Origin of the sequence: Zobellia barbeyronii (assembly GCF_018603515.1) — a bacterium.
In the GTDB taxonomy this organism is placed as follows: domain Bacteria; phylum Bacteroidota; class Bacteroidia; order Flavobacteriales; family Flavobacteriaceae; genus Zobellia; species Zobellia barbeyronii.
Map to the genome: position 1 here is coordinate 810,520 of NZ_JACATN010000001.1, position 26,350 is coordinate 836,869.

Consider the following 26,350-nt stretch of genomic DNA (forward strand, 5'->3'; position numbering starts at 1 on the left):
TGCATACAACACCTTCCACAAGTATATCAATCATTTAAGAAGCGGGGATGTAGCTAAGAAAATTAATAAGAACTTTTGTTGATGATATTTCAAAAAGTAAAAAGTAATATTTTAAAAGTACTAAATGTCTAAGTCCATTTAAATACAGCATGAGTTAATTATTTTTTCTTCCTCTTAGAATCAATAATTTTGCTGATGTACTTTTTACTATTCGGATTTAATTTTCAGAACTTTTCTAGTGTAATCAAAAAAATTGTAAAATGACAAGGCTCTTTACATTTTGTGCCTTTTAATAGATTTTAGTTCGGATTTTTAGAGAGAATTAAAAATTAGGCCAATTAACGAGATTATAGTAAAGTTAATCGATAAAGGCCTTGAAAATAGACAAGAAAGAACGACTTTCACCAGTGATCATTTTTTTTTATGAAGACTAGCACCAACCAATTGTAAAAATGAGTTATTCAAATTTTAAAGACCCTTTTGGGCTACTAAAACGTATGCTTCTTTCGGGGAACAAAGTAGCGTATTCTGTTTTGAAGAGGGAATTTACCACACTCCTTTTAAAACCGATAGATTACCTTCTTAAATACTCCGAAAAGAAACAGATACAAAAAAATAGGAAGGTTACAAAGCTTCCGATTATTTTGGTTTTGGGAGGGTCAAGAAGCGGCACAACTCTACTGTACCAGACCCTGGTACAGTATTTGCTCGTGAGTTATTTCAGTAATTTTATCGCATCTTTTGAACGTTCACCTTTGAACGCCTTCAAATTTTTTAAACCCCTTATTCCTAAATCAAAGACAAGCTTTAGAAGTTTTTTCGGAAGCGTTGAAGGATTTGGTGGGCCCAATGATGGGTTTGTTTTCTGGAATAGGTGGTTGGGTGAAGACCGGAACGACGTTGCCAAAGAGATTTCTGCGGTAGCTAAAGCCGATATGAAACGCTTTTTCAATGCTTGGCTCGATATTACAAAAAAACCCTTCGTCAATAAGAACAATCGTAATTCGCTCTGCGCCCCTATGTTTGCAGAGGTATTTGATAACGTCTTCTTTATAGAAATATATCGCAATCCCGTTTTTGTAGCACAGTCCATAATTTTATCCCGTAGAACTGTTCAAGGTAATGATAAAATTGGTTGGGGATTGTTGAGTACGGATTCTAAGAAAAATGATGACCCCCTCGCGTACATAGACGATATTTGTAACCAAGTGCACCAAGTGAACGAGGTAATCGCGGAGAATAGAAAAAAAATTGATCCCAAAAGATATTTTAGAATAGCTTTTAAAGATTTCTGCGAGAACCCAGGAGCCTTTGTTAAAATTGTTGGTCTCGAGGCCCTTGGTCAAAATGTAGAATCAAAAGAGCTAGAAGAGCTGCAATTTTCCAAAGCTTCGAACGGTAAGCGCTTGAACGATGATGAATTTAAACGTATCGAAGCCTTTTTTGATGAGCTAACTACTAGTGAAAAACGTACAAAAGAAAATATATTTTGAATAAGCGACTTTGGTTTTTAGCGCCGCTCTTAGTCATTTATGTACTGCTGATTTTACTGCTCGAAAACCCTCCAAAAGGTGATGAACTTCGTTACATTAACTATGCAAGCAATATTATCAATGGTTCCTATACCGATGTGAACGACCCTGACCTTTCCAATGGTCCCGCCTACCCATTGTTATTAGCACCCTTTGTAGCCTTTCATATCGATTTTATCGCTGCCAAATTCTTAAACGGTATTTTCGTCTTGGCCGGTGTAATATTTTTTTATCGGACACTGTGCTATTACACCAAAACCAAATATGCAATGCTGATTGCAGTGGCCTTGGGGCTATATCCCCCAATGCTCTGGTGGATGACGCGTCTGTACTCCGATGCATTTGCTTTTATGCTGATCAATGGTGTTGTTTTCTACTTTTGTTCTGCCTTCCAAACCAAAAAGAAGAATTGGAAAACCTGTGTTTTGGCATCTTTATCTCTGGGAATTCTTGTTCTTACAAAGGTGATTTTTCTTCAAGTAGTGCTCGTGAGTTTTTTGGTACTAGGCATCTACTTGTTAGTTCGAAAAAGATATCGCTACCGCTTCCCATTATACATCCTATTAGGAGCTTTCTTGGTTATTACTCCCTATATTATCTATACTTATTCAGTAACCCATAAATTCCTTTACCTAAGTACTCGGGGGGGTGAAATACTTTACCACAGAACTACCCCTTTCGAAGGAGAATATGGCAACTGGATTTCTGAGACCGAAATCCTCGAGCCAGAGCAAACGACAACATCTACCATAATCGCCTATGACTTTGCTAAACTAAAGGCGAACCACCGCGATTTTTATCTTCAATTGGAACCGCTCTCCAATATGGAAAGGGATAGTGCCTTTAAAGCGAGAGCTATTGATAATATAAAAAACTACCCGTTGAAATTTCTACAGAATACGGTAACAAACATAGGACGGCTGTTATTTAACTACCCAAACTCTTACAAGGCTCAAAGTTTAAATGCGCTTGGCTATGTGGTAGTTAACGGTTTTCTCTTCATCCTTGTGCTCTTGAGCGCTTATCCCATGATGACAGCTTGGAAAGGCGTACCGGTCGAGATCAGGATGACGTTATTTTTTGCTTTTGCCTATTGCGGTGGAATGGTGCTCCTTCATGGAAAGCCAAGGTATTTCATCATGATAGTACCTTCCTTACTCTTGGGTATAACCTATGTTTCCAGTAATGTCTTAAAAATTAAATTTTTGAGACCAAAGAATCAAGTGTAAATGATTCAGGATAAAATAGAAAATCCGCTGTTGCGACAAATATTTTTGTTTCTAATGGTCGGCGGGGTCTGCTACGTCGTATCCATAGTCCTTTTGTTACTTTTTGTTGAGTTTTGGTATATGGAAGTAAATTTAGCCAATTTAATCGCCTCGTTGATTACCATTTTCGTTTGTTATCTATTGAACGCTAAATTTGTTTTCAAGGGAGGGCGCCATTCAAAAGGCAAAGAGGTGTTAGCATTCTTCTCTTTTTCGCTCATGGGACTTCTTTTGAATGTAATTTTGATGTATTTGATGACCACTTATTTACCTATTTCGTACGTAATTTCGAAAACACTGATTGTCGCAGTAATTGCGGTGTTCAATTTTCTTGTTAGAAAGAAGCTGGTTTTTCTCAAGTAACTATTAATACGAGCATTACAAACAAATTTGTCTAGAGGCCGTTGAATGAGTTGATAGTGAATTTCACATTAATCATATTTTGAGTCTATGTGATATTCGATTTAAAATTAATGCTACAGATTCCTCTATTGAGAAATCGGAGGTTATTTCAATATCTGGATTTTCAGGAATTTCATATGGAGCTGAAATTCCCGTCATATTTGTTATTTCGCCTGCACGTGCTTTTTTATAAAGCCCCTTTACATCTCTTCGCTCGCATTCTGCAAGACTGGTATTAACGAAGACCTCAATAAAATTAGCGGCTCCAACGGTTTGTTTGATATTTTCTCTATCTTTCTTATATGGAGCTACAAAAGCTGACAAGACCACATTTCCAGCATCAATGAACAATTTAGAAATCTCACCAACTCGTCTATTATTTTCAGAACGATCTTCTGGCGAAAATCCTAGATTTTGGTTAATACCTTTTCTTATATTATCTCCATCAAGAACATAGGTACGGATTTTTTGATTGTGCAATGCATATTCAATTGCATTAGCTATTGTAGATTTTCCCGACCCTGAGAAGCCCGTAAATAGTAATAAAAAAGAGCTATGCCCGTTTAAGGCGATGCGCTGTTCTTTTTTAATTTTGTACTGATATTTTGTTAGATTTAATTCCATTTTTTATTACCCATTGACTTTTTTGTCATATGGAATAGTATATGGTTAAAGGTTCACTTAATTTTTAAGAATAAATTTAATTCTAGACTAACAAGCCTATTTACTAGTTGAAAGTACCTCATTGGATTTAAAAAGGTATATACTCAAATCCATCTAAGTTCAGATGTTAAAGCATATTTTGGAGCGGTAAAAGCATAATTTTTATCAAGGCTTCGATTTGATGAAAATTTCAAGGTAATGTAAATGATATGTTGAGTAATAAAAGCTAAATAAAATCCTTATATAGATTTTTTTACTTGAGTTTTAAAAAAATGGGGGATTATTTATCGGACATAATTGCTCATCTATTATAAATGCACTTTTTAAAATAATACCTTTTGATTGTAAATAACTGTAAAATAATGGATTAATTTTTTTGACATTTGTTGTTTGTACTTTTTAAATTACCATCAACACTTTATATAAGCATAATCGATAGCGGCGTAATCGGAAATCTCTGGTTTCGTCTCAAAAAATGTATTGAACATACCCTTTAAAAAACCCCATCATTATAATAGTGGCAAACACAGTTTAGGTTATTTTAAATCAGCCAACTCTACAAACAGACCATAAAATACTATGCCTATATACGCTTTGATGATACAGGATTAAAATAACGTATCTTTACCCACTTATACGTAATAGAATTTGCTTGCTTAAATGAGCTCACCATCAATGAAGAACATAAGAAACTTTTGTATCATCGCCCATATTGACCACGGTAAAAGTACCTTGGCTGACCGTTTGTTAGAATTTACTGGCTCTGTAACTGACCGAGAGAAGAAAGAACAACTTTTAGACAGTATGGACCTAGAGCGAGAGCGTGGCATTACTATAAAGAGCCATGCCATTCAGATGGAATATACCTATAAGGGCGAGGAATATATTCTCAACTTAATAGATACCCCTGGCCATGTTGATTTCTCTTATGAAGTGTCTAGATCAATTGCTGCCTGTGAAGGTGCGCTTTTAGTTGTAGATGCGGCACAAAGTATTCAAGCACAGACCATTTCTAATTTATATTTGGCTTTAGAAAATGATTTAGAAATCATTCCTGTACTAAATAAAGTAGATTTACCTAGTGCCAACCCTGAAGAAGTTACTGATGATATTGTTGAACTTTTAGGCTGTAAGGCCGAAGAGGTTATCCCGGCGAGTGCAAAAACCGGAATTGGCATAGAAGAAATATTAGCTGCCGTTATTGAACGTATTCCTGCACCTACAGGTAATGTTGATGAGTCTTTACAAGCTCTTGTTTTTGACTCTGTATACAATCCGTTTCGTGGTGTTGAAACCTATTTTAGGGTGATTAATGGCGAAATTAAAAAAGGACAAAAGATAAAATTTGTTGCTACTGATAAAGATTACTACGCTGATGAAGTAGGAACCCTAAAGTTGACACAAGAAATAAAGAAGAGTGTAAAGGCTGGTGATGTAGGTTATTTAATTACGGGTATTAAAGATGCTCGTGAAGTAAAAGTTGGTGATACAATAACTGATGCTGCAAACCCTACAAAAAATGCAATAGCAGGTTTTGAAGATGTAAAACCAATGGTTTTTGCTGGTATTTACCCTGTAGATACAGATGAGTTTGAAGAATTACGTTCTTCTATGGAAAAATTGCAATTGAATGATGCTTCACTTGTATTTGCTCCAGAGAGTAGTGCAGCCCTTGGTTTTGGTTTCAGATGTGGTTTCTTAGGAATGCTTCACATGGAAATTATTCAAGAGCGTTTAGAGCGGGAATTTAATATGACCGTAATTACTACCGTACCCAACGTAAGTTATCATGCGTTTACACGTAAAAACCCTGATAAACCACTTGTAGTTAACAACCCTACTGATTTGCCTGACCCGTCAAGCATTGATCACGTAGAGGAACCTTATATAAAAGCAACGATTATTACAAAGGCCGATTTTGTAGGTAACGTAATGTCTTTATGTATTGAAAAAAGAGGGGTGATTACCAATCAAACCTATTTGACCACGGAACGTGTTGAACTTACTTTTGACATGCCATTGGCCGAGATTGTATTTGATTTTTATGACCGATTAAAAACCGTTTCAAAAGGATATGCTTCTTTTGATTACGCTCCAATAGGAATGCGTCCTTCAAAATTAGTACGTGTAGATATTTTACTAAATGCGCAGCCTGTAGATGCACTTTCTGCTTTATTACATGCAGACAATGCAGTGAACATTGGTAAGAAGATTTGCTCAAAGTTAAAGGAACTTATACCAAGACAGCAATTTGATATTCCAATTCAAGCTGCTATTGGTGCAAAAATAATATCTAGAGAAACTACCAAAGCTTTACGAAAAGATGTAACGGCAAAATGTTATGGTGGTGATATTTCTAGAAAACGTAAGCTGTTAGAAAAGCAGAAAAAAGGTAAAAAACGTATGCGCCAAGTTGGTAACGTAGAAGTGCCTCAAGAAGCTTTTATGGCAGTGTTAAAACTAAATGATTAAAAAAATCCCTTGTTCTTTCGAGCAAGGGATTTTTTTATATAATTGTTTTTACTATTATTCCTTTACAGCTAAAATATTATCACCTTCCATAAGTGTGGTGTTACCTAATACTTTTCCTATAGTATACGTATCAGTACCTTCATCATCGGAAAATTCAACAATATATGAGTCTTCTGATTTCAACCAAGTAAATGTAGTTTCTAAATCTAATTCACCATTATAGCTCTCTGAATAATCACCAGATAAATCTGATTTAAACACCCACTTATCTTCATAAGTTGTGGTTGATTGTCCATCAAAAGTGGTACTTGATTCCATTAACCAAGTGCCGACTATTGCATCGGTATCATCTTCATCTTTTGAACAACTGGTAAAGGCTACGGTACTCGCTAAAGCAAAAAATAAAAACAGTTTTTTCATAATAAATTTTGTTAAAATAGTAATAGGTTAAGTGATAATAAAACGGCTCACACTTTAGAATATTGCCATAACACGATTAACCAAAAAATTCTATGTAACACTCTTTACAAAATAGTGTTCAATGTAAATTATTCTAAATCAAACACTTCTGTTATTCCTACGTGGAAATATTCTTTTTCTTACAAATATTTCAATTTTTGGGCAATTTTTAATCCTAGTATCTGTTTTAATAGTGTAAAACTATTTCGCAAAAAATGACCACGTATATAGCCCATTTTAACGCAAAACACAGAACGATTCCTACGGAACAGAACTCCATATTTATTTGGCAACAAGAAAGTGGTGAGATAGATATAAATCTTCTAGAAGATAAAATCAAAAGGGAATCATCTATCCATTTTTATAGCCTTGCAGGAGATGAATACATAGAAGTGAAGCAAGATGATATAGATATATTCGTATACAAGACCATGCCATTTTCAGGCTAGTCCTTGAGTTTTATTCAAGAAGAATTTTAAAAATATTAAAGCATAAATGCGCCCTATTACCTTTGGCTATTCTTCCTCTTTTTGGTCAATTTCAACTTCGTCCTCAGTCTCGTCAACATCAAATACCTTACCTAGGTAAACCAATCGGTATTTGTCTGTGATATCCTCAAAGTCAGTGCTAAAGCTAGAAATAATCTGTAAATCGCCTTTTGGTGTTTTTAAGAAGATAGGCACTATATTCTCATCGGCTTTGGTAATCTCTATCAATGCTTCGTAATGCTCTTTATCCTTTAATTCTATTTCGTGTACTGCAGGAAATTTTCGGGCGGTTTCCGTTAATTTAATAAAGTCATCGGTATGTGAGAACAGCCCTTCTTTAGGATTATTTTCCGGGTTATTCATCTCATCGGCATTTACCAACCTAAAAGAACCGTTCGCTCCAAAATCTTTACTGAAATTATTTACCGCGTACTTGTTAATCTCTGAGTTACCCGTCAATGCCATAAGATACCCTACGTCGTTGAGTTCTATATTGTCAGTTAACGTATCGGAATAAATATTTGCCGTAAAAGCCTCAAGCCCTAATTTCTTAGCCTTGTTTATGTTCGTCTGGTTATTATCAATTAAAACTACATGACGGCTGTTCTTGTTAAGATAGTCTGCAATAAGACGAGATGCTTTTGATGCCCCGATAATTAGTATGCCTTCTGATTTGGTCAAAAATACACCTACTGCCTTAGCAAACAGACGTGCTGTAGTAGCGTTCAAGAGTACGGTTCCCAATACAATCATGAATACTAGAGGAGTAATAAATTCAGCCCCAGGCTCTCCTTTAGCGAGCAGCTTAGAACCAAACAGTGAAGCAATACCAGCAGCAACGATACCTCTTGGTCCAACCCAACCTATAAAAAGTTTTTCATTGAATTTCAGGTTTGAACCGGACGAACTTAAAAAGACGCCCAGCGGTCTAATTACAAAAACAATAATAGCAAATAGCGCTGCGGTTCTCCAGTTAAAAATCAATTCAAGGTCTGAGATATTAATATTTGCGGCCAATAAAATAAATAGGATAGAAATCAATAAAATACTCAGTGACTCTTTGAAATATAGAAGTTCTTTAATATTAGGAAGTTCCGTATTACCCATAACCATACCCATAACCACGACTGCTAAAAGCCCTGATTCATGTGCAAAAGAATCTGACATTACAAAAACAAGAAGCACTGTAGAAAGTGATGCCACGTTCAATAAATAATGTGGAATAAAATTCTTTTTAATAGCAAAGGTTAGCGCATGTGCGAACGTGAAACCAAATGTAAAACCGAAGAGTAAAATCTTACCGAATTCTATTAAAGCCGTTATAGTATAGGCTTTTCCCTCTCCAACACTTATGAATTCAAAAACCAATACAGCCGCTAAAGCTCCAATAGGGTCTATTAATATTCCCTCCCATTTCAATACCGCCGAAACATCTTTCTTTAAAGGGATATTTCTCAAAATAGGTGTTATTACGGTAGGCCCCGTAACAATAATTAAAGCCGAAAACAAGAAAGAAACCTGCCAGCTCAACCCAAAAATATAGTGCGCGGCAATCCCTGCGCATACAAATGTGACCAGTGACCCTAACGTAATTAACTTTGTAATTACTGGGCCTACATTTCTAATTTCCGAACGTTTTAGAGTTAACCCGCCTTCAAAAAGAATAATACTTATTGCAAGCGAAACAAAATAGTAGAGTGAATCGCCAGGGAAGAGTCCTATTTCGCCATTCCAGATAGGCTCTATAAGTTTTTGCCCATCAACAGTGTACAAAGACGCAATTGGCCCCACTAGCAGCCCAATTAGGATTAAAGGAAGAATTGCAGGTAACTTTAAACGCCATGCAAACCACTGCGCTAATATTCCTAAAATGATGATTCCTGCAAGTTCTACCATAGCTTTTTCATTAAGCTTGAAAAATAACTATTTTATCTCGAAAAATAGAATTCAATAAGTCAAGATATTCCTTTTTTATTATTATGCTATATTGGGCTCCCATTATACAATCATGGCTTCAGAACTACAACCGTTTAAAACTATTTTATTTGGCTTTGCTTTCTCTCCTTCTTTGAAGGTAAATGTGATTGAAACTGCGCGTATCGCACATTTTTTTGGCGCGAAGCTGATATTATTACATGTAGGAGAAAAGTCATCGGAGAAATCGAATCAAATTAATCAGATTCTTGAGCAAACGGCGCATCAAAATTTAGAAGTAGAAATTCAATGGGAAAGTGGTGACCCATATAGTGTGATTTCAAGTACATGTACAACATCAAAAATTGATTTATTGATTCTTGGTGCCATGCAAAATGAAAACATGTTTCAGTTTTATGTGGGTTCCATTGCTAGAAAACTAACCCGTAAAGTATGTTGTTCTGTTTTGCTTCTAATAAAACCATCCGCAGAACGAGTACCTTGTAAGCATATTGTTGTAAATGGCCTTGATGCTCCTGAAACCCATTTTGCCATAACCAATGCTTTTTATGCCGCCAATGCCTTTGGGGCACAGCAATTGACCATAGTAGAAGAGATATTACAAAAAGAAATACACGTAACGGTAGAAGATGATCGCTCGCTTAAAAAAGCGAACCTTATGAAGGAACGCTTAAAACATCGCGAAGAATCTAGAGTACGTAAAATCATTAATGGCCTACCTCCATATCTAACAGATAATATTACCGTAAAAACACAAAGTATCTTTGGTAAAAGAGGGTATTCTATTGGACATTATGCAGAAGTAGTTAGGGCTGACCTTTTAATTATGAACGCCCCTTCTAAAACCGGTTTTTTAGACCGTTTGTTTCCGCATGATATTGAATATATACTTTCAGATTTACCAACCGACCTTTTAATCATAAGAAAAACTAATTGATTCCAAAAACCAGTCCAACCAAAACTTTTATAAAAGCGCTTCCTAAAAATTTATTTTCTGGTTTTGTCGTGTCTCTTATTGCCCTGCCATTAGGTTTGGGTCTGGCTTTAGCAAGTGAGGCTCCACCCATATCAGGCATTATTGCAGCAGTAGTTGGTGGTTTGGTGGTCTCTATTTTGGGTGGTTCTAACGTCACTATTACCGGTCCTGGTAATGGATTGGTTATTGTGCTCTTGGGCGCTATTACAACTCTTGGTGGCGGTGATATGTATCAAGGTTATTTATTTACCCTTGCAGCCATTGTTTTTTCAGGTATTTTAATGTTACTCTTAGGATTTCTTAAACTAGGAAGATTGGCCGACTTTTTTCCTGCTTCCGCCATTGAGGGAATGCTTGCCGCAATAGGACTTGGAATCTTATCAAAGCAGTTTCATATCATGGTAGGAAACAATGAAGCTTCTGGAAGCATTATTGCTCTTTTAGGAAAAATACCTTTGGCTGTTGTTGCTTTATTTCAGAACCCTGATAGTAGTATGCTTATTGCTGCGGCAATTGGTATCATAAGTTTACTAATTATGGTTTTCTATGCTAAAATAAGAAACCCATACTTTCATTTAGTGCCAGCCCCAATGTGGATTTTAATTCTATCCATAGGCTTTAGTTACTTCTTTGTTTGGACAGATGCTCCATACCCAATGAGTTCTGAATATTTGGTAAACATACCCGATGATGCCATTAGAAACATGGCTTTTCCCGATTTCTCTAAAGTTTTAGAAACAGATTTTATCCTTGTCGTTTTTGCGATAACCTTAATTGCTAGTATTGAATCCTTACTGAGTATTAAAGCAGTTGATAAGCTGGATCCTCTTAGTAGGCGTTCCAATGTAAACAAAGACCTTAAGGCTCTTGGCCTTGCAACAACACTAAGCGGTTTAGTAGGTGGGTTGAATGTAGTAACCGTTATTGCAAGAAGTTCCGTAAACGTAAATAACGGGGCTACAAATCGCTCTGCCAATTTATTTCACGCCCTCTTTTTGGTAATCTTTATTTTGCTATTTCAAGATCAATTACGGAGGATTCCCCTAGCAGCATTAGCTGCAATTTTAGTCTTTACAGGTTATAAGTTAGCAACACCTAAAACCCTTCAGAAAATTGCTAAGATTGGTAAAGAGCAAATTCTCATATTCTTGGCCACATTACTAACTACATTATTTACCAATTTAATTACGGGTATAACCGTTGGGATTTTGGTGACTTTTATTGTTCATGTACTAATAAACAAAAGTTTATCCTTGTTTCTTAGCCATATTTCAAAACCAAACGTGCTTCTGTTTAAAGAAAACGATGGTGGCAATTTTTATGTGAGCATTAAGTACTTCTGTAACTTTTTGAATTTCTATAAACTGAAGAATAAACTAGACGTTATTCCAGAAACCGAAAACGTAATTTTAGATTTCTCTCTCTGTACTTTTGTAGATCATACGGCTATGGAAGGTTTGGAAAACTACGCCGAGACTTTTGCTAAAAAAGGAGGTAGTGTAGAAATTATTGGCCTTGACAAACATGGAGCAGATTCAACACATCCTTTTGCGATACGAAAAGTACTTCCAATTAATAAGCTAAAACAAATTGGTAGGTATTTTACCAAAAGACAAGGCTTATTAGAAAGCACCGCAAAAGAGCTTAAGTGGACCTATAACGCTAAGAAGAACAAAAAAACTAAGTTCTTAAATAGCTTTGTTTTCTTTAGAAGACGTCAAATTCCATATATCTACAACACCCTTTCTGACAAACAAGGAAAATACAATTTGTTTGATGTAGAGTTTACAGAAGGTGCCTTTATTGCCTATGAGGTAGTAAAAACCACTGTAATGCATATGCAATTAGAAGAGGATATTCCTGTTTTCACCTTAGATAAAGAAGGCCTTTTGGACTTTAAATATAGCTTGGCAGGTTTTAAAGATATTGACCTTGATAATCATCCCGATTTTAATAAAAGATTCTACCTAAGCGGAGAAAATCCTGAAAATATTAAAGCATTATTCACTGATGAGTTAATTTTGTTTCTAGAAAGTAACCCTTACTATCATATAGAATCTAATGGCTCATCCCTTTTAATTCTTAAGAAAGAAAGGCTACTTAGTGTTACTGAAATAAAAGCAATGCTCTATTTCAGTAAGCAACTTTGTGAGTTGGTCAGCAGTACAGTCGTCGTCAGCTCATAATCACAAGACTGTTTATAACTAACTTCGCATTACTAAATTTCTGCATATTAAATGAAAGTCTGCATAGCCGAAAAACCATCTGTAGCAAGAGAAATTGCTTCCGTTCTTGGGTGTAACACCAAACGTGATGGGTATTATGAAGGCAATGGCTATGCTGTAACATATACTTTTGGACACCTTTGTACACTAAAGGAACCAAACGATTACAAGCCCCATTGGAAAAGCTGGGATTTAAACAATTTACCAATGCTTCCAGAACGCTTTGAAACCAAAGTCTCTAAAGATTCCGGTATTACAAAACAGTTTAAAATAATTAAACAGTTGTTTGATAAAGCAGATGTTGTTATAAACTGTGGTGATGCCGGGCAAGAAGGAGAGCTAATACAACGTTGGGTTTTAAATCAAGCAAATTATAAAGGTAAGGTTGAAAGACTTTGGATTTCTTCACTTACTACCGAAGCCATAAAAGAAGGTTTTAATAACCTAAAGCCATCTGAAGATTACGACAATTTATATTACGCAGGTTTTTCTCGCGCTATTGGAGATTGGCTTTTGGGTATGAATGCCACCCGTTTATACACTTTAAAACATGGTGGTTATAAACAGGTATTATCTGTTGGTCGTGTGCAAACGCCAACATTGGCTATGTTAGTTAACCGGTTTAAGGAAATAGAAAATTTTAAACCACAACCGTACTGGGAATTGCAAACCCTCTATCGTGATACTCTATTTAGCTACGAAGAAGGGCGTTTTCTTAAGGTTGAAGATGGAGAAAAGCTAGCAAATATTGTAAAAGAACACGATTTTGAAATTGCATCTATTACAAAGAAGGCAGGAAACGAATACGCACCAAAACTGTTTGATTTAACCGGTTTACAAGTCTATTGTAACACCAAATTTGGTTTTAGTGCAGATGAAACCTTAAAGATTGTCCAAAAACTTTACGAACAAAAAGTTGTTACTTATCCCAGAGTAGATACCACGTTTTTACCAAATGATGTATACCCAAAAATACCGGGAATACTTCAAAAATTAACAAATTACGCAGCTTTAACAGCTCCTTTGCATGGTAAAAAATTAAAGAAGACTAAAAAGGTTTTTGATGATAGCAAAGTAACGGATCACCACGCAATAATACCTACTGGGCAGCAAATGAATTTGCAGTACAACCAGCAACAGGTTTACAATATTATTGTTCGCCGTTTTATTGCCGTGTTTTATCCAGATTGTAAAGTCTCAAACACTACAGTAATTGGTAAAGCCGAAAAAGTAAAGTTTAAAACCACAGGAAAAGAGATTTTAGAAAAAGGTTGGCGTGTTGTTTTTGAAACTCCAGATTCTCCTTCTAAAGAACCTGGAATTCTACCAACTTTCGTTAAGGGTGAAAAAGGACCACATGAGCCCTCTTTTTTAGAAAAACAGACCAAGCCACCAAATCAGTTTACCGAGGCCTCCCTCCTACGTGCTATGGAAACTGCAGGGAAACAGGTTGATGATGACGAGCTTCGCGAGATTATGAAAGAAAATGGTATTGGCCGTCCTTCTACTCGTGCCAATATTATTGAAACATTATTTCGAAGAAAATATATAAAACGGAATAAGAAGCAAGTAATCCCAACAGTTATTGGTATTCAATTAATAGACACCATTCAAAATGAATTATTAAAATCTGCTGAGCTCACTGGTAAATGGGAAAAGCAGTTAAAAGACATTGAAAAAGGAACGTTTAGTGCTGGAAGTTTCATTAAACAGATGAAACAAATGGTAGATCGTTTGGTGTACGAAGTACGAAGTGAAACCAAGAAAGCCAATATTTCGTCCGTAAATAATAAACCTGCTGGCGCAAAGAAAAAAGTAGCAAAGAAAACCTCTGGAATAACATCAGAAAAATGTCCAAAATGTAAGAACGGGTTACTTCTTAAAGGGAAAACAGCCTATGGTTGTTCCGAATTTAAAAAGACTTGCGATTTTGTTATTCCATTTATATTTGAGGGTAAAACCATTTCAGAAAAACAGTACGTAAGATTATTACAAAAAGGGTCTACCGTAAATTTAAAGGGCTTTAAAGTGAATGATACCACTGTTGAAGGACTTGTTAGATTTGATGATGATTTTAAACTAAAGTTAGAGCCTAAAAAACATTTACCTCCTAAAAATGTTAATGCTTCAGCAACCACTTCAGAAGAAAATATTTGTCCAAAATGCAACAAAGGCACGATTTTAAAAGGGAAAACGGCTTATGGTTGTAGTGAATATAAAGCTGGTTGCGATTTTAGATTTAGTTATGATGAGATTCGTAAAAAAGCTAACGGGCAACAACTGACCAAGGATTTGGTTTATAAAATACTTCGAGAAAACTAAATGTGTTGGTATTGCTGGTGTTTTCTTTACACTATAGTATTTTGACTCCCGACACACCCTGAAGAATACCTCTCTTTGAGCTTATGGGTAAATAATTATTCTACTATAAGAGTTGAAGTATCCTTCTAATTTTTTTGGAATATTATCTAATGCCCCTATATGAGAAACGCTTCCTTTACGGGCAGAAACTAGGATAAAAAGGTCATTAACCTGAATTTCTTTAGAAATTATTAAAAAGTCATCCCAATTGGTCAGGTTATTAAATGTAATGGATAACTTAATTTTCCTGCTTGTTAAATACTCTTTTATATACTTTTCGGTATCATCGTTGCAATACAGCATTATGGGTACACTTATTTCAGAAGCTAGTAATACAATTTTGTCTACCCACTGTTTAAATCCCTTTTCTCTTTCAGCCATTTTTGGAACTGCTAAAAGTATACGTCTATGGTTAGTTAAGGGCATGTGAAAATGACAGATAAATAAAATTTTATCGGTTTGGTTCAATACACTATCCATCTTTTCGCCAACCAATTTTTCTATGAATCCCGTGTTTTCTGGCCACCCCATTATAATAGTATCTACCATAGTTTCCCGCGCTGTGCGCACAATTCCCGCAGCGGGGTTGAGGTCTATGGTTGCCGCTAAATTAGCTACAGTTTCTGCAGCTGATGCTTCTTTTACCAAAAGCTCTAAACGCTCCTTGGATTTCATAATATTTTTTTCTGCTTGAATGTTGTTTGGCACTACCGTTAGAATAGTAATGGGGTGTGTAGATTTTTTGTCCTTTATTAAAATAGCGAACTCTAAGGCCTTGTCCATATTAGCAGGATTCGCAATTGGCATTAATATATGCTCATTTTTAAAGACACTTGTTGTTGCTTGTTCATCAAATTCTTCGGCCTCTGAATCAACAACAATTCGTTTTGCCGCTTTCTCAGTAACAAACGATGCTATGATGCAGGTAAAAAGTATAAGAATTACGGTTCCGTTTAAGATATTGCTATCTAATATTTTCGCTTTATAACCCACCAGAATTACCGCTAATGTTGCTGCAGCATGGGCACTACTGAGTCCAAAAATCAAATTACGTTGATTAATAGAATATTTATATACCAGTTGCGTTACAAAAGCAGCTAACCATTTCCCAAAAATTGACACCACTGTTAGTGTAGCAGCTATAATAAGTGCCATGGGACCGCTAAGAATCACCTTTACATCTACCAACATGCCTACGCTAATTAGAAAGAATGGGATAAAAAGTGAGTTACCAATAAACTCTATGCGATTCATAAGAGCAGATGAGTGCGGTATAAGCCTATTTAATGCTAAACCTGATACAAATGCACCTATTATGGGTTCAAATCCTGCAACTTCGGCTAGAAAAGCAGCAAAGAAAATAATAGCTAACACAAAAATGTAATGCGAGTGTTTTTCGGTCTGCATTTTCTGAAAGAACCAAGCGGCTACTTTAGGTACTACCTTGAACATTATTAATGAAAAGACAATGAGAGAAACAATCATCTTAACCCAGAAGCCTAAACCTAAGTTACCTTCATGAGACCCCATAATTACCGCTAAGATGAGTAGAACGGCAGTGTCTGTCAATATGGTTCCCCCTACTGTTATGGCCACAGCCTGATTCTTAGAAACCCCAATCCTACTCACTATAGGATAAGTCACCAAGGTATGTGTAGAAAACATACTTGCTGTCAAAAAACTAGCATCCACACCATATCCTAAAACATAGTGGCAAACCGGAAAACCTACAATCATAGGAATACTAAAGGTTAGAAGACCAAAAAGTAAACTTTTGTTTCTGTACGCCCTAAACTCATTAATGTCCAATTCTAATCCGGCAATGAACATAATATACAAAAGCCCAATGGTAGAAAAGACTTGTACAAAAAGCCCTTCTTCTAACAACTGTAACCCGTGAGGTCCTATAATAATACCTGATAGGATGAGGCCAATAATTCCGGGTACACGAATCTTGCTCAGCAATATGGGCGCCAGAAGTATGATAAAAAGAATTAGGGAAAATATTAAAACAGGGTTGTCCAGTGGCAACCTGAAGTGTTCACTCAAATGATTTAAAAATTCTTCCATAGGTTTCCAAATTAAAAATCACATAAACTCAAAGTGAGTTTTTTCGTAAAAACCCAACTTATTTGCGCTACAAAAACTCAACGAGAGCAATGGCTAAAAAACAACAAAAATTGATCTGTATTTGTTAAAAAAAACCCAATAAATAGCTATCGTTCAAATATCTATAGTGCTTTTAATACTTTGTTATTCTTAATTTATCTAGATGAAACTATACCCCATAGAAACAGGAAATTTTAAACTAGATGGTGGTGCTATGTTCGGCGTAGTACCAAAAGCCATTTGGCAACGTACGAACCCCGCAGATGTCAACAATCAAATAGATATTGCCGCTCGCAGTCTGCTTATTGAAGATGGTAATAGGCTTATTTTGATTGATACAGGAATGGGCAACAAACAGCCCGATAAATTTTTTGGCTATTACAACCTTTGGGGAAACCATTCTATTGATAGCTCTCTTAAGAAATTGGGTTTTCATCGGGATGATATTACGGATGTCTTCTTAACACACCTGCATTTTGACCATTGCGGAGGATGTATTCAATGGAACAAAGACAGAACCGGCTATGAACCCGCATTCAAAAATGCTACGTTTTGGACGAACGAAGACCACTGGAAATGGGCTACAGAACCCAATGCACGTGAAAAAGCTTCCTTTTTGAAGGAAAACCTTCTACCGATGCAAGAAAGCGGACAATTAAAATTCATTGAAAGAACATCGGACAAGTTCCAGAGTGAATCAGAATTAGGTTTTGGATTTCACTTTGTAGATGGCCATACGGACAAGCAGATGTTGCCTCAGATTTCATATAAAGGAAAACAATTGGTATTTATGGCCGATTTATTACCCACCGTAGGACATATTCCTCTGCCTTATGTAATGGGCTATGATACCAGACCTCTTTTAACCCTCGCAGAAAAAGAACTGTTTCTAAACAGAGCTGTTCAAGAAGAATATATACTGTTTTTTGAGCATGATGCACACAATCAGCTATGTACTCTTAAACAAACCGAAAAAGGAGTGAGATTAAATAAAATCTACACCTTTGATCAAGTTTTTAATTGAAGCAATTTGGTCGTTCAATTAAAAAAAGAGGGTAAAAGGAAATATTATATCGTATACGAAATCACATTTTTATCCGTATTTTATGATATTAGGGATGATAATATATTTTCCTAGAGTCTAAGGCTTGGAAAATTCATCATACTAAAAACAAATAGCTTCAACAGTATAAAAATGGTTGTGGTTTTGTTCTAATTCTTAGAAATATCAAACCATTTTCCGATAAAAAAATCATAAAAACATTATGATTTGGTTAAAAAATTGTGCCAAATCTTACCTTTGCAGCCATTTATGTTAAACTACTAAGTTGGTTCACGGGCAAATAAAGCCTCTTTTTAACAAGTTACCTTCTCTAGTTTTATAGCAAAAAACAAACACTAAACTCAATTCAATTATATGACTTCATTTTTTTCAAAACCTTTATTAGGTTTATCTGCCGCCCTTGTTCTTATGGGTTGTGGCTCTACAGCGTTAGTATCTACTCCAATTGAAAGTATTGATACTACTCCTTTAAAAATATCCGATTTAACCGATGCCCAGAAAAAGAATTGGGGTCATTTAGACCTTGTTTCCGATACTATTCCTGGTATGAGCGTTGATAAGGCTTATTCTGAAATTATTAAGAACAGAAAGGGTGAAACGGTTATTGTTGCCGTTCTTGATTCTGGTATGGATTTAAAGCATGAAGATTTAGCCGATGTAATCTGGACAAATAAAGCTGAAAAAGCAGGTGATGGTATAGACAATGACAAGAATGGTTATGTAGATGATATTCACGGATACAACTTTTTAGGCGAATCGTATAACGAGCAGCTAGAAGCTACCCGTATTGTAAGATTAAAGTTAGGCGATGCTAAATTACAGGCAAGAGCCAAAACAAAGGTTGATACGGAATACCAGACAGCGAGTCAACAAAAACAACAGTACGAGCAAATTTTTCAAACTGTTAAGAATGCCGATGATGCCGTTAAAAAGGAATTAGGAAAAGACCTTTACACTGCAGAAGACTTAGCAGGAATCGAAACAACAGATGCCGCTATGCAGCAAAATATTGCCATTTTATCTCAGATGTTGAGTTACGAAGACTCAATTCCTGTGGTTCTAGAACAAGTTGAAGCGGGCATCAAACATTTCTCTGATCAATTGAACTACAACTACAATGTAGATTTTAATGGTCGTAAAGAAGTAGGAGATGATCCTTATGACATTAATGACCTTGGTTACGGTAACGGAAACCCACAGAATCGTCAAGAAGATGAAAGCCATGGTACACACGTTGCTGGTATTATAGGTGCAAAACGTAATAATGGTATAGGCGCAAATGGTGTTGCCAATAACGTTGCAATTATGAGTATACGTGCCGTTCCTAACGGTGATGAATATGATAAAGACATTGCTTTAGGTATTCGCTATGCAGTAGATAACGGAGCCAAAGTTATAAACGGTAGTTTCGGGAAATCTTTTTCTCCTGAAGCTAAATGGGTTTATGATGCCATTAAATATGCAGCAGATAAAGATGTTCTTTTTGTACATGCAGCAGGTAATGAAGGTGCAGATTTAGATAACCCTGCCAACCCTAACTTTCCAAATGACCAAGTAGACAACGGTCCTGAAATTGCGGACAATGTTCTTACAGTAGGTGCATTATCATCTAAATACGGTTCTCAAATGGTTGCTTCTTTCTCTAACTATGGTGATGTAAACGTTGATGTTTTTGCTCCAGGTGATGAAATATATTCATCAATGCCAGGTAACGAATATGAATTTCAAGGAGGTACTTCAATGGCTTCTCCTGCTGTTGCCGGTGTTGCTGCTTTAATTCGTTCTTACTATCCAAAATTGACCGCTTCTCAAGTAAAGCATATCATTATGGAGTCTGGTCTTGCACCAACAACAAAAGTAATTTTAAGTGGTGATGCTGCTAAAACGGCCACCTTGGATGAAGTTTCAACCTCGGGAAAAATTGTAAATGCTTACAATGCACTTATCATGGCAGACAACGTATCTACCGGTAAAATAAAACTATAATATACCATGAAGTATTTTTTTAAAGGAATTGCCGCCGTAATGTTCCTATTGGGCCAGACGGTGGTTGCGCAAAATAGTTCATACTGGCAACAACATGTGGATTACCACATGGAGGTTGATATGAACGTAGATGACTTTCTGTACACGGGTACTCAAAAACTAGTTTATACAAACAATTCTCCCGACGAGCTTACTCGCGTTTACTATCACTTATTTTTCAACGCCTTTCAACCAGGTAGCGAAATGGATATGCGCTTACAAAGCATTCCTGATCCAGATGGTAGAATGACCGATGAAGAAAAGAACAGCCGTATTGCTGCTTTGAAAGAAAACGAAATCGGTTATCTGCATGCTACGTCACTTACGCAAGATGGCGCTAAAGTAAATTTTGTTGAAGAAGAAACCATTTTGGTAGTCGAATTGGCAAAACCGATTCCTCCAGGTGGGAAAACCACCTTTGAAATGGAATTTAAAGGTCAGGTTCCTGTTCAAGTGCGTCGTTCTGGTAGAAACAGCGCCGAAGGCGTTGCCCTATCTATGAGCCAATGGTATCCAAAATTAGCCGAATACGATTTTGAAGGCTGGCATGCTGATCCATACATTGCACGTGAATTTCAAGGCGTGTGGGGTGATTTTGATGTAAAGCTTACTATAGACAAGGATTATGTAGTTGGAGGCTCTGGCTATCTTCAAAACCCTCAAGAGATTGGTCATGGGTACGAAGCACCGGGCACCAAAGTGAAAAAACAAAAAGGAAAAACCCTTACTTGGCACTTTAAAGCACCAATGGTTCATGATTTTATGTGGGCAGCCGATCCTGAATATATCCACGATACTTTCCAAGTTGAGAATGGACCTATGCTCCACTTCCTATACAAAGACAATAAGGATATTTTAGATAACTGGAAGAAGCTTCAGCCTAAGACTGCTGAGTTTATGAAGTTCTTTAGTAAGAACATTGGGGAGTACCCTTACGAGCAATATTCTGTTATTCAAGGAGGTGATGGTGGTATGGAATATGCCATGGCAACTTTAATTACAGGAGAACGCAAGTTTGGAAGCCTGGCCGGTGTAACTGCACACGAATTGGCGCATTCTTGGTTTCAACATATTTTAGCTACCAACGAATCCAAGCATGAATGGATGGATGAAGGATTTACAACCTTTATCTCTACGTTAGCTATGAACGAAGTAATGGGAGAGAACAAGGAAAATCCTTTTGAAGGTACCTACAAAGGCTATTACAATTTGGTTAATTCTGGTAAGGAGCAACCTCAAACGACCCATGCAGATCGTTATGACCTTAATTTTGCCTATGGTATTGCTGCCTATAGCAAAGGTTCTATATTCTTGTCTCAACTTGGTTATATCATCGGTCAGGACAAGCTAATGGAGACCATTCGTAAGTACTATGAAGATTTCAAGTTTAAGCATCCTGTTCCCAACGATATCAAACGTACTGCCGAAAAGGTATCGGGAATGGAATTAGATTGGTATTTAACAGATTGGACCCAAACTACGAACACTATAGATTACGGTATTACCGAGGTTAAGGATAATGCTGGTAAAACCGAGGTTTCTATGGTGCGTACAGGAAATATGCCAATGCCTCTAGATATTTTAGTGATCTATGCAGATGATACAAAAGAGACATTTTACGCCCCATTACGAATGATGCGAGGCGAAAAAGAAAATCCTTATCCACAAATAAACCGAACGGTATTAGAAGATTGGCCTTGGGCACAATCTAACTACAGCTTTACAATTAGTAAGCCAATTGCTAGTATTAAAGCAGTAGTACTAGACCCTTCTCAACTTATGGCCGATATTAACCAAGAGGATAATGTTTGGCAGAATACAAAGTAATTGACAACGAAAAGTCGTTATATTTTATTCAATGATTAGATTTGCAATTGCCCCCGTAGAACGGGGGCAATTTTTTAAAATACCTTTATGGCCGACTTCACTTTCCCGAAAAAAGAAAAGCTGAAAAGCAAAAAGCTTATTGAGCAGTTGTTTGCTGAGGGGAAGCCTGTTTCTGCATTTCCTATAAAACTTATTTATCTTCCTACTGACTTTATAGAAGACACCCGTATAAAAACCGGTGTGGCGGTTCCTAAAAAGAATTTTAAAAGTGCTGTAAAAAGAAATCGCATCAAGCGTCTTATGCGAGAAAGTTATAGACTTAACAAACACCTAGTTTTTAACAATAGTGAAGGCTCTTTTGCGTTTCTATTTTTATACCTTGGTAGAGAGATGCCGTCCCAAAACAATGTTGAAAAAGCCATGAAAGACGTTATGAGGCGTTTTTTAAGCAAAAACACTCCAGGTTCCGGTAGTTAGAATTAAAAATATAAGATTGGTCCGCGACCAAAAAACCATCAAATTAGAGAACAAATGAAAAAGATGCTAGGCAAAAAAATATTGATTCCAGCCTTTGCAATAGTCATTTTGGTGGCAGGTAGTAGTTTCGTTAAAAGCGATTTTTTCGAAATTGCCAAGCAAATAGAAATCTTTACTACCCTGTTCAAGGAATTGAACATGAACTACGTAGATGAAACTAACCCGGCAGAACTTATGGATACCGCCATTAAGAATATGCTAGATGACCTTGATCCTTATACCAAATTTTTAAACGAGCAAGACGTAGAAACCTATCGTATTAACAATGCTGGAGAGTATTCCGGTATTGGTGCATTGGTACGATCATTCAAGGACAAGTTATTAATTATTGAACCTTACAAAGATTATCCCGCAGACAAAGCTGGTCTTAAAGCTGGCGATGAGATTATTAAAATAGGTGCTATTAGTGTTTCCGACTTTGACAATAACGCTAGTGAACTCCTAAAAGGAGCCAATAATACCGCTGTTGAAGTTACATATAACAGACAGGGCGAAACAAAAATAGCCACCATTACCCGTGCAGCTGTAGAAGTTGATGCTGTACCGTTTTATAAAATGATAGATGACAAGACAGGGTATATTGTTTTGTCTAGGTTTAATGCAAAAGCCTCTGCCCAAACAAAAGAAGCCCTTATTGATCTTAAAGGAAAAGGCGCTGAAAAGATTGTATTGGATTTAAGAGACAATCCTGGTGGCCTGCTTTCGGAAGCGATAAATGTCACTAACCTTTTTATTGATAAAGGGGAGTTGATCGTAACTACCAAATCAAAGGTCAAAAAATTCAATTCTGAGTACAAGACCAAAAACAAACCAGTAGATACTCAAATCCCGCTAGTGGTTTTGGTAAACGGAAGCAGTGCTTCGGCAAGTGAGATTGTATCCGGAGGATTACAAGATTTAGACCGTGCAGTAATTATGGGTGCACGTAGCTTCGGGAAGGGATTAGTACAACGCCCGTTGAAGCTAACTTATGGTACGCAGCTAAAAGTTACTATAAGCCGCTATTACACGCCTTCTGGTAGATGCATACAGTCTTTGGACTACTGGAACCGAGATGAAGACAATAACGCTGTTAAAAAGAGTGCTTTTAAGGACTTTACTACCCGTAATGGTCGTAAAGTGCAAGATGGTGGTGGTGTTTTGCCAGATATTGAGGTTGCTTCTACCAAAGCAAATGAACTTACTACTGCCCTATTGAACAACAATGTTATTTTTGATTACGCTACCAATTACTTCTACAAGCACCAAATGGATGACGTGGCTAAATTTAAATTTTCCGATAAGGATTATGCAGATTTTAAAACCTTTGTTTCCAAAAGCGACTTCTCATACGAGACCAAAACTGAAAAAACTTTAAGAGCGGCCATGACCAACCGTGAAGAGGTTATTTTTAATGATGCTATAGAAAATGACTTTAAAACGTTATTGTTAGATATCGAAAAAAGTAAAATTGTTGCTTTAGACGATTACCAACGCGAAATTAAAAGTAAGCTTCAAGATGAAATCGTGAAGCGTTATTTCTATCGTGAAGGGTTGTATGATTATTACTTAAAAAATGATGATGCAATTTTAGCTGCTACCGAACTTCTTAGCAACGAAACTAAATATTGGGGTATCTTAAAATAAGAACTATCACCATTAGCTATGGCCTTCAACAAAGTACATCATATTGCTATTATATGCTCTGACTATAAAAAGTCCAAACATTTTTATGTTGACATTTTAGGTCTAGATATTATGACAGAAGTGTTCAGGGAAGAACGACAATCTTATAAACTAGACCTTGCCCTTAATGGAGAATACATAATTGAGCTATTCTCGTTTCCTAATCCACCTCAACGCCCTTCTAGACCCGAAGCGCAAGGTTTACGCCATTTAGCTTTTGAAGTAGACGACGTAACCTTAGAAAGGCAAAGACTTATGGATAAAGGCATTTCCGTAGAACCGATTAGAACTGACGAATTTACGGGCCGGAAATTTACTTTTTTTGCAGACCCGGATGACCTTCCTCTTGAACTTTATGAAAAATAGCCTTTTGAATTAAGGCTTTAAGTTTTTGATTTTTACATTCCTAAAATCTATAGGCTGTCCTTCGCTCTGTAAAGCAATCATGCCTTCTTTTAATAGTTTTCCGTCTTGCTTAACCTTAGGGTCAAAACCAACTACCGTACCACCACCAATTTGTGGTTTGGTGTATTCTAAAACTACTTCACCATTTATAATTTGTGTTACCAAAGAATCTCCTCTTACAATCAATTCTGCTTTTACCCATTGGTCTCCATAGTAGGTTTTAGATGAAGAGCTTAAACAGTGACTTGGGTATATTTTTCCATTATAAACAATCTCAGTTCCCGGAGAACACATGTTACCCGTTGGTCTTGCTTCGCCTTCATTAATACCTCCTAAAAATTGCATTTCTACGGATATAGGCCAGTTCTGTTCTTTCAACATCGTTCTTGGGTCTTGCGAATGGTACATAACACCACTATTCATTTCGGTAAAAACGGGTGCTCCCGGATGTAAATCCCCAACAAATCTATATTCCATAGAAAGATGAAAACTAGAATAAGGCCTATCAAAATACAAGTGGCCAAACCTGTCGTTAAAGTCCCCTTCGTATTTATCGTAGCGCACTTTAATCATACCATCTTCTGCGCGAAAAGTGTCTCCAAAATTATCGCCAGTTTCATAATGATGGATTTTAGTGGTCCATCCATCTAAGTTCTTACCATTAAACATATCCTCCCAGCCGGCTTCGGCAACGGTTGGCTTGGTAGAATTACAAGCCATAAGGGCAATAGAAGAGATAAAGAGAGCAATTTTAGTACTATTCATAGTATTCGTGTTGAGTAAAATTATAATTGAGATATGAGTTTTATACTTTAAAGTACACCTTATGCTTGTCTAAAAAGTAGGTAATGTACCAAAAGATGTACAGTACAAAGAAAGCATTGATGACCATGATTACTTTTTCTGAAATACCCATGGGAGCCAGCAAGCCCTCCGTCCAGATAAGACCAAACCCTTGAAACCACTGAGCACCGACGGTTTCGGCAAATAGATAAATGAATATTGAATTCGTGCCGACTACAGAGAAAACCTTAAGCCAGTTCTTTTGATATCCTTTTATATCAATAAGCCAATAGAAAAGTGTTAATGTAAGAATAGCCAAGCCTCCTGATGCCAAAGTGAAAGAGCTTGTAGCAATACGTTTAACTATAGGTGTAATACCTGCAAAATCCATTGCAAACCCAAGAATTACCAAAGCCGTTCCCCAAATAAGAAATGGTTTTATTTTTTCGGCAGAAGACATATGTGATAATAAAACCTTTCCACAGACTACACCCCAGATTGTATGAGCTGCAGTTGGGATAAAGTTTACGAACACCCAGTACCCGTCATTCACTTGACCCATGACCAACATATCTATATATGAACCAAAACTCTCATGGTTCTGCGCATAGGGGGCTTCAGGATTATAAGCTCGATACAAAATTTCGATTAGAACCAGCAATCCTAAAGATATACCAATCTGTATTTTATTAGGAAGACTCATTACCGCATAGGCAATTAAAATGGTGAAGGCCAATTGTACCAGTACGTTCCAAAGTTCCCAAACCAGCGCGTGACTATACACACAATGCAATAAAACACCAAAAGCGAACAACAAAAAGCATCTACGTAAAATGTGTTTGGTCACCCCTTTTTTATCTCCTGATGCCAAACGTTTCCGTAAAGAAAAAGGCATGGCCACCCCAACAATGAACATAAAAAACGGTTGGATTAAATCCCAAAACCGGAGTCCGTTCCACGGGTGGTGATGCAATTGATGTGCAAGACCCGAGAATGCCGTTCCTTCCGTTAGTTCTGAAAAGTTATGGTGAAAACCTGCCGCCTCGGCAATGAGTAAAAACATAGTTAGTCCTCTAAAAACATCTAAGGAAAAGAGACGCTTTGAGACATTATCGGCTAGTTGAGACATAGGCTGGTTGGATAAGATTAAGAATT

20 protein-coding genes are annotated in these 26,350 nt (G+C 36.6%); 14 read left to right on the forward strand and 6 right to left on the reverse strand.

Annotated features, from left to right (window positions below):
• The first annotated feature begins 452 nt into the window (after positions 1 to 452).
• The 3 genes from HW347_RS03260 to HW347_RS20810 are packed head-to-tail and all read left to right on the forward strand — an operon-like array spanning position 453 to position 3,163.
• Positions 453 to 1,493, forward strand: a complete 1,041-nt coding sequence (locus HW347_RS03260; RefSeq protein ID WP_214610502.1) for a sulfotransferase — start codon at positions 453 to 455, stop codon at positions 1,491 to 1,493.
• Positions 1,490 to 2,761, forward strand: a complete 1,272-nt coding sequence (locus HW347_RS03265) for an ArnT family glycosyltransferase (RefSeq protein ID WP_214610503.1) — start codon at positions 1,490 to 1,492, stop codon at positions 2,759 to 2,761. Before HW347_RS03260 ends, HW347_RS03265 begins: the two co-directional genes overlap by 4 nt.
• Positions 2,762 to 2,815: 54 nt before the next feature.
• The gene (locus HW347_RS20810; RefSeq protein WP_225901817.1) at positions 2,816 to 3,163 is read left to right on the forward strand and encodes a GtrA family protein; all 348 of its coding nucleotides are present in this window, start codon (positions 2,816 to 2,818) and stop codon (positions 3,161 to 3,163) included.
• 72 nt (positions 3,164 to 3,235) lie between these two features.
• Here HW347_RS20810 and cysC read toward each other — a convergent pair whose 3' ends face one another.
• On the reverse strand, positions 3,236 to 3,826 hold the full coding sequence (cysC, locus tag HW347_RS03275; RefSeq protein WP_214610505.1) for an adenylyl-sulfate kinase: 591 nt from the start codon (positions 3,824 to 3,826) through the stop codon (positions 3,236 to 3,238).
• Between the two features lie 714 nt (positions 3,827 to 4,540).
• Between cysC and lepA the strand changes: the two genes are divergently transcribed.
• Positions 4,541 to 6,337, forward strand: a complete 1,797-nt coding sequence (gene lepA, locus HW347_RS03280; RefSeq protein ID WP_214610506.1) for a translation elongation factor 4 — start codon at positions 4,541 to 4,543, stop codon at positions 6,335 to 6,337.
• 54 nt (positions 6,338 to 6,391) lie between these two features.
• Here lepA and HW347_RS03285 read toward each other — a convergent pair whose 3' ends face one another.
• Complete coding sequence (locus HW347_RS03285; RefSeq protein ID WP_214610507.1) at positions 6,392 to 6,757, reverse strand: hypothetical protein; 366 nt, start codon at positions 6,755 to 6,757, stop codon at positions 6,392 to 6,394.
• Between the two features lie 254 nt (positions 6,758 to 7,011).
• Between HW347_RS03285 and HW347_RS03290 the strand changes: the two genes are divergently transcribed.
• Positions 7,012 to 7,245: a GTP-binding protein LepA gene (locus HW347_RS03290; RefSeq protein WP_155595355.1), complete on the forward strand. Its 234-nt coding sequence runs from the start codon at positions 7,012 to 7,014 to the stop codon at positions 7,243 to 7,245.
• 66 nt (positions 7,246 to 7,311) lie between these two features.
• On the opposite strand, the gene HW347_RS03295 is transcribed toward HW347_RS03290, so the two are convergent.
• Complete coding sequence (locus tag HW347_RS03295; protein WP_214610508.1) at positions 7,312 to 9,180, reverse strand: cation:proton antiporter; 1,869 nt, start codon at positions 9,178 to 9,180, stop codon at positions 7,312 to 7,314.
• Between the two features lie 112 nt (positions 9,181 to 9,292).
• Between HW347_RS03295 and HW347_RS03300 the strand changes: the two genes are divergently transcribed.
• From HW347_RS03300 to HW347_RS03310, 3 genes are read left to right on the forward strand one after another with little or no spacing between them, the layout of a single operon-like run.
• Positions 9,293 to 10,156, forward strand: coding sequence for a universal stress protein (locus HW347_RS03300; protein WP_214610509.1), 864 nt, complete (start codon positions 9,293 to 9,295; stop codon positions 10,154 to 10,156).
• Positions 10,153 to 12,381 (forward strand): SulP family inorganic anion transporter, encoded by a 2,229-nt coding sequence (locus HW347_RS03305; RefSeq protein WP_214610510.1) that lies wholly within the window; start codon positions 10,153 to 10,155, stop codon positions 12,379 to 12,381. The genes HW347_RS03300 and HW347_RS03305 overlap by 4 nt, the downstream gene beginning before the upstream one ends.
• 51 nt (positions 12,382 to 12,432) lie before the next feature.
• A complete protein-coding gene (locus tag HW347_RS03310) occupies positions 12,433 to 14,742 on the forward strand; it encodes a type IA DNA topoisomerase (protein WP_214610511.1) in 2,310 nt (769 codons plus the stop codon).
• 81 nt (positions 14,743 to 14,823) lie between these two features.
• On the opposite strand, the gene HW347_RS03315 is transcribed toward HW347_RS03310, so the two are convergent.
• The gene (locus HW347_RS03315; protein WP_214610512.1) at positions 14,824 to 16,851 is read right to left on the reverse strand and encodes a cation:proton antiporter; all 2,028 of its coding nucleotides are present in this window, start codon (positions 16,849 to 16,851) and stop codon (positions 14,824 to 14,826) included.
• Positions 16,852 to 17,053: 202 nt separating this feature from the next.
• On the opposite strand from HW347_RS03315, the gene HW347_RS03320 reads away from it, so the two are divergent.
• From HW347_RS03320 to gloA2, 6 genes are all read left to right on the forward strand, one after another.
• Positions 17,054 to 17,914, forward strand: a complete 861-nt coding sequence (locus HW347_RS03320; RefSeq protein ID WP_214610513.1) for an MBL fold metallo-hydrolase — start codon at positions 17,054 to 17,056, stop codon at positions 17,912 to 17,914.
• Positions 17,915 to 18,307: 393 nt separating this feature from the next.
• Entirely contained in the window at positions 18,308 to 19,939 is a 1,632-nt protein-coding gene (locus HW347_RS03325) for a S8 family peptidase (protein WP_214610514.1), read from the forward strand.
• 6 nt (positions 19,940 to 19,945) lie between these two features.
• The gene (locus tag HW347_RS03330; RefSeq protein ID WP_214610515.1) at positions 19,946 to 21,805 is read left to right on the forward strand and encodes a M1 family metallopeptidase; all 1,860 of its coding nucleotides are present in this window, start codon (positions 19,946 to 19,948) and stop codon (positions 21,803 to 21,805) included.
• 87 nt (positions 21,806 to 21,892) lie between these two features.
• The gene (gene rnpA / locus HW347_RS03335; protein ID WP_214610516.1) at positions 21,893 to 22,282 is read left to right on the forward strand and encodes a ribonuclease P protein component; all 390 of its coding nucleotides are present in this window, start codon (positions 21,893 to 21,895) and stop codon (positions 22,280 to 22,282) included.
• Positions 22,283 to 22,336: 54 nt separating this feature from the next.
• Complete coding sequence (locus HW347_RS03340; RefSeq protein WP_214610517.1) at positions 22,337 to 23,968, forward strand: S41 family peptidase; 1,632 nt, start codon at positions 22,337 to 22,339, stop codon at positions 23,966 to 23,968.
• Positions 23,969 to 23,986: 18 nt separating this feature from the next.
• The gene (gene gloA2, locus HW347_RS03345) at positions 23,987 to 24,373 is read left to right on the forward strand and encodes an SMU1112c/YaeR family gloxylase I-like metalloprotein (protein ID WP_214610518.1); all 387 of its coding nucleotides are present in this window, start codon (positions 23,987 to 23,989) and stop codon (positions 24,371 to 24,373) included.
• A 9-nt stretch (positions 24,374 to 24,382) separates the two neighbouring features.
• On the opposite strand, the gene HW347_RS03350 is transcribed toward gloA2, so the two are convergent.
• Together HW347_RS03350 and HW347_RS03355 are read right to left on the reverse strand one after the other, a co-directional pair.
• Entirely contained in the window at positions 24,383 to 25,177 is a 795-nt protein-coding gene (locus HW347_RS03350) for a 3-keto-disaccharide hydrolase (RefSeq protein ID WP_214610519.1), read from the reverse strand.
• 40 nt (positions 25,178 to 25,217) lie between these two features.
• Positions 25,218 to 26,324 (reverse strand): acyltransferase family protein, encoded by a 1,107-nt coding sequence (locus HW347_RS03355; protein ID WP_214610520.1) that lies wholly within the window; start codon positions 26,322 to 26,324, stop codon positions 25,218 to 25,220.
• Between the last annotated feature and the right edge of the window lie 26 nt (positions 26,325 to 26,350).

Excerpts from the sequence above, each read along its gene's own strand:
- lepA (WP_214610506.1), top strand. The coding sequence starts at position 4,541 with ATGAAGAACATAAGAAACTTTTGTATCATCGCCCATATTGACCACGGT.
- HW347_RS03285 (WP_214610507.1), bottom strand. The coding sequence starts at position 6,757 with ATGAAAAAACTGTTTTTATTTTTTGCTTTAGCGAGTACCGTAGCCTTT.
- cysC (WP_214610505.1), bottom strand. The coding sequence starts at position 3,826 with ATGGAATTAAATCTAACAAAATATCAGTACAAAATTAAAAAAGAACAG.
- HW347_RS03330 (WP_214610515.1), top strand. The coding sequence starts at position 19,946 with ATGAAGTATTTTTTTAAAGGAATTGCCGCCGTAATGTTCCTATTGGGC.
- HW347_RS03340 (WP_214610517.1), top strand. The coding sequence starts at position 22,337 with ATGAAAAAGATGCTAGGCAAAAAAATATTGATTCCAGCCTTTGCAATA.
- HW347_RS03355 (WP_214610520.1), bottom strand. The coding sequence starts at position 26,324 with ATGTCTCAACTAGCCGATAATGTCTCAAAGCGTCTCTTTTCCTTAGAT.
- rnpA (WP_214610516.1), top strand. The coding sequence starts at position 21,893 with ATGGCCGACTTCACTTTCCCGAAAAAAGAAAAGCTGAAAAGCAAAAAG.
- gloA2 (WP_214610518.1), top strand. The coding sequence starts at position 23,987 with ATGGCCTTCAACAAAGTACATCATATTGCTATTATATGCTCTGACTAT.
- HW347_RS03325 (WP_214610514.1), top strand. The coding sequence starts at position 18,308 with ATGACTTCATTTTTTTCAAAACCTTTATTAGGTTTATCTGCCGCCCTT.
- HW347_RS03260 (WP_214610502.1), top strand. The coding sequence starts at position 453 with ATGAGTTATTCAAATTTTAAAGACCCTTTTGGGCTACTAAAACGTATG.
- HW347_RS03315 (WP_214610512.1), bottom strand. The coding sequence starts at position 16,851 with ATGGAAGAATTTTTAAATCATTTGAGTGAACACTTCAGGTTGCCACTG.
- HW347_RS03350 (WP_214610519.1), bottom strand. The coding sequence starts at position 25,177 with ATGAATAGTACTAAAATTGCTCTCTTTATCTCTTCTATTGCCCTTATG.
- HW347_RS20810 (WP_225901817.1), top strand. The coding sequence starts at position 2,816 with ATGGTCGGCGGGGTCTGCTACGTCGTATCCATAGTCCTTTTGTTACTT.
- HW347_RS03300 (WP_214610509.1), top strand. The coding sequence starts at position 9,293 with ATGGCTTCAGAACTACAACCGTTTAAAACTATTTTATTTGGCTTTGCT.
- HW347_RS03310 (WP_214610511.1), top strand. The coding sequence starts at position 12,433 with ATGAAAGTCTGCATAGCCGAAAAACCATCTGTAGCAAGAGAAATTGCT.
- HW347_RS03295 (WP_214610508.1), bottom strand. The coding sequence starts at position 9,180 with ATGGTAGAACTTGCAGGAATCATCATTTTAGGAATATTAGCGCAGTGG.
- HW347_RS03320 (WP_214610513.1), top strand. The coding sequence starts at position 17,054 with ATGAAACTATACCCCATAGAAACAGGAAATTTTAAACTAGATGGTGGT.
- HW347_RS03290 (WP_155595355.1), top strand. The coding sequence starts at position 7,012 with ATGACCACGTATATAGCCCATTTTAACGCAAAACACAGAACGATTCCT.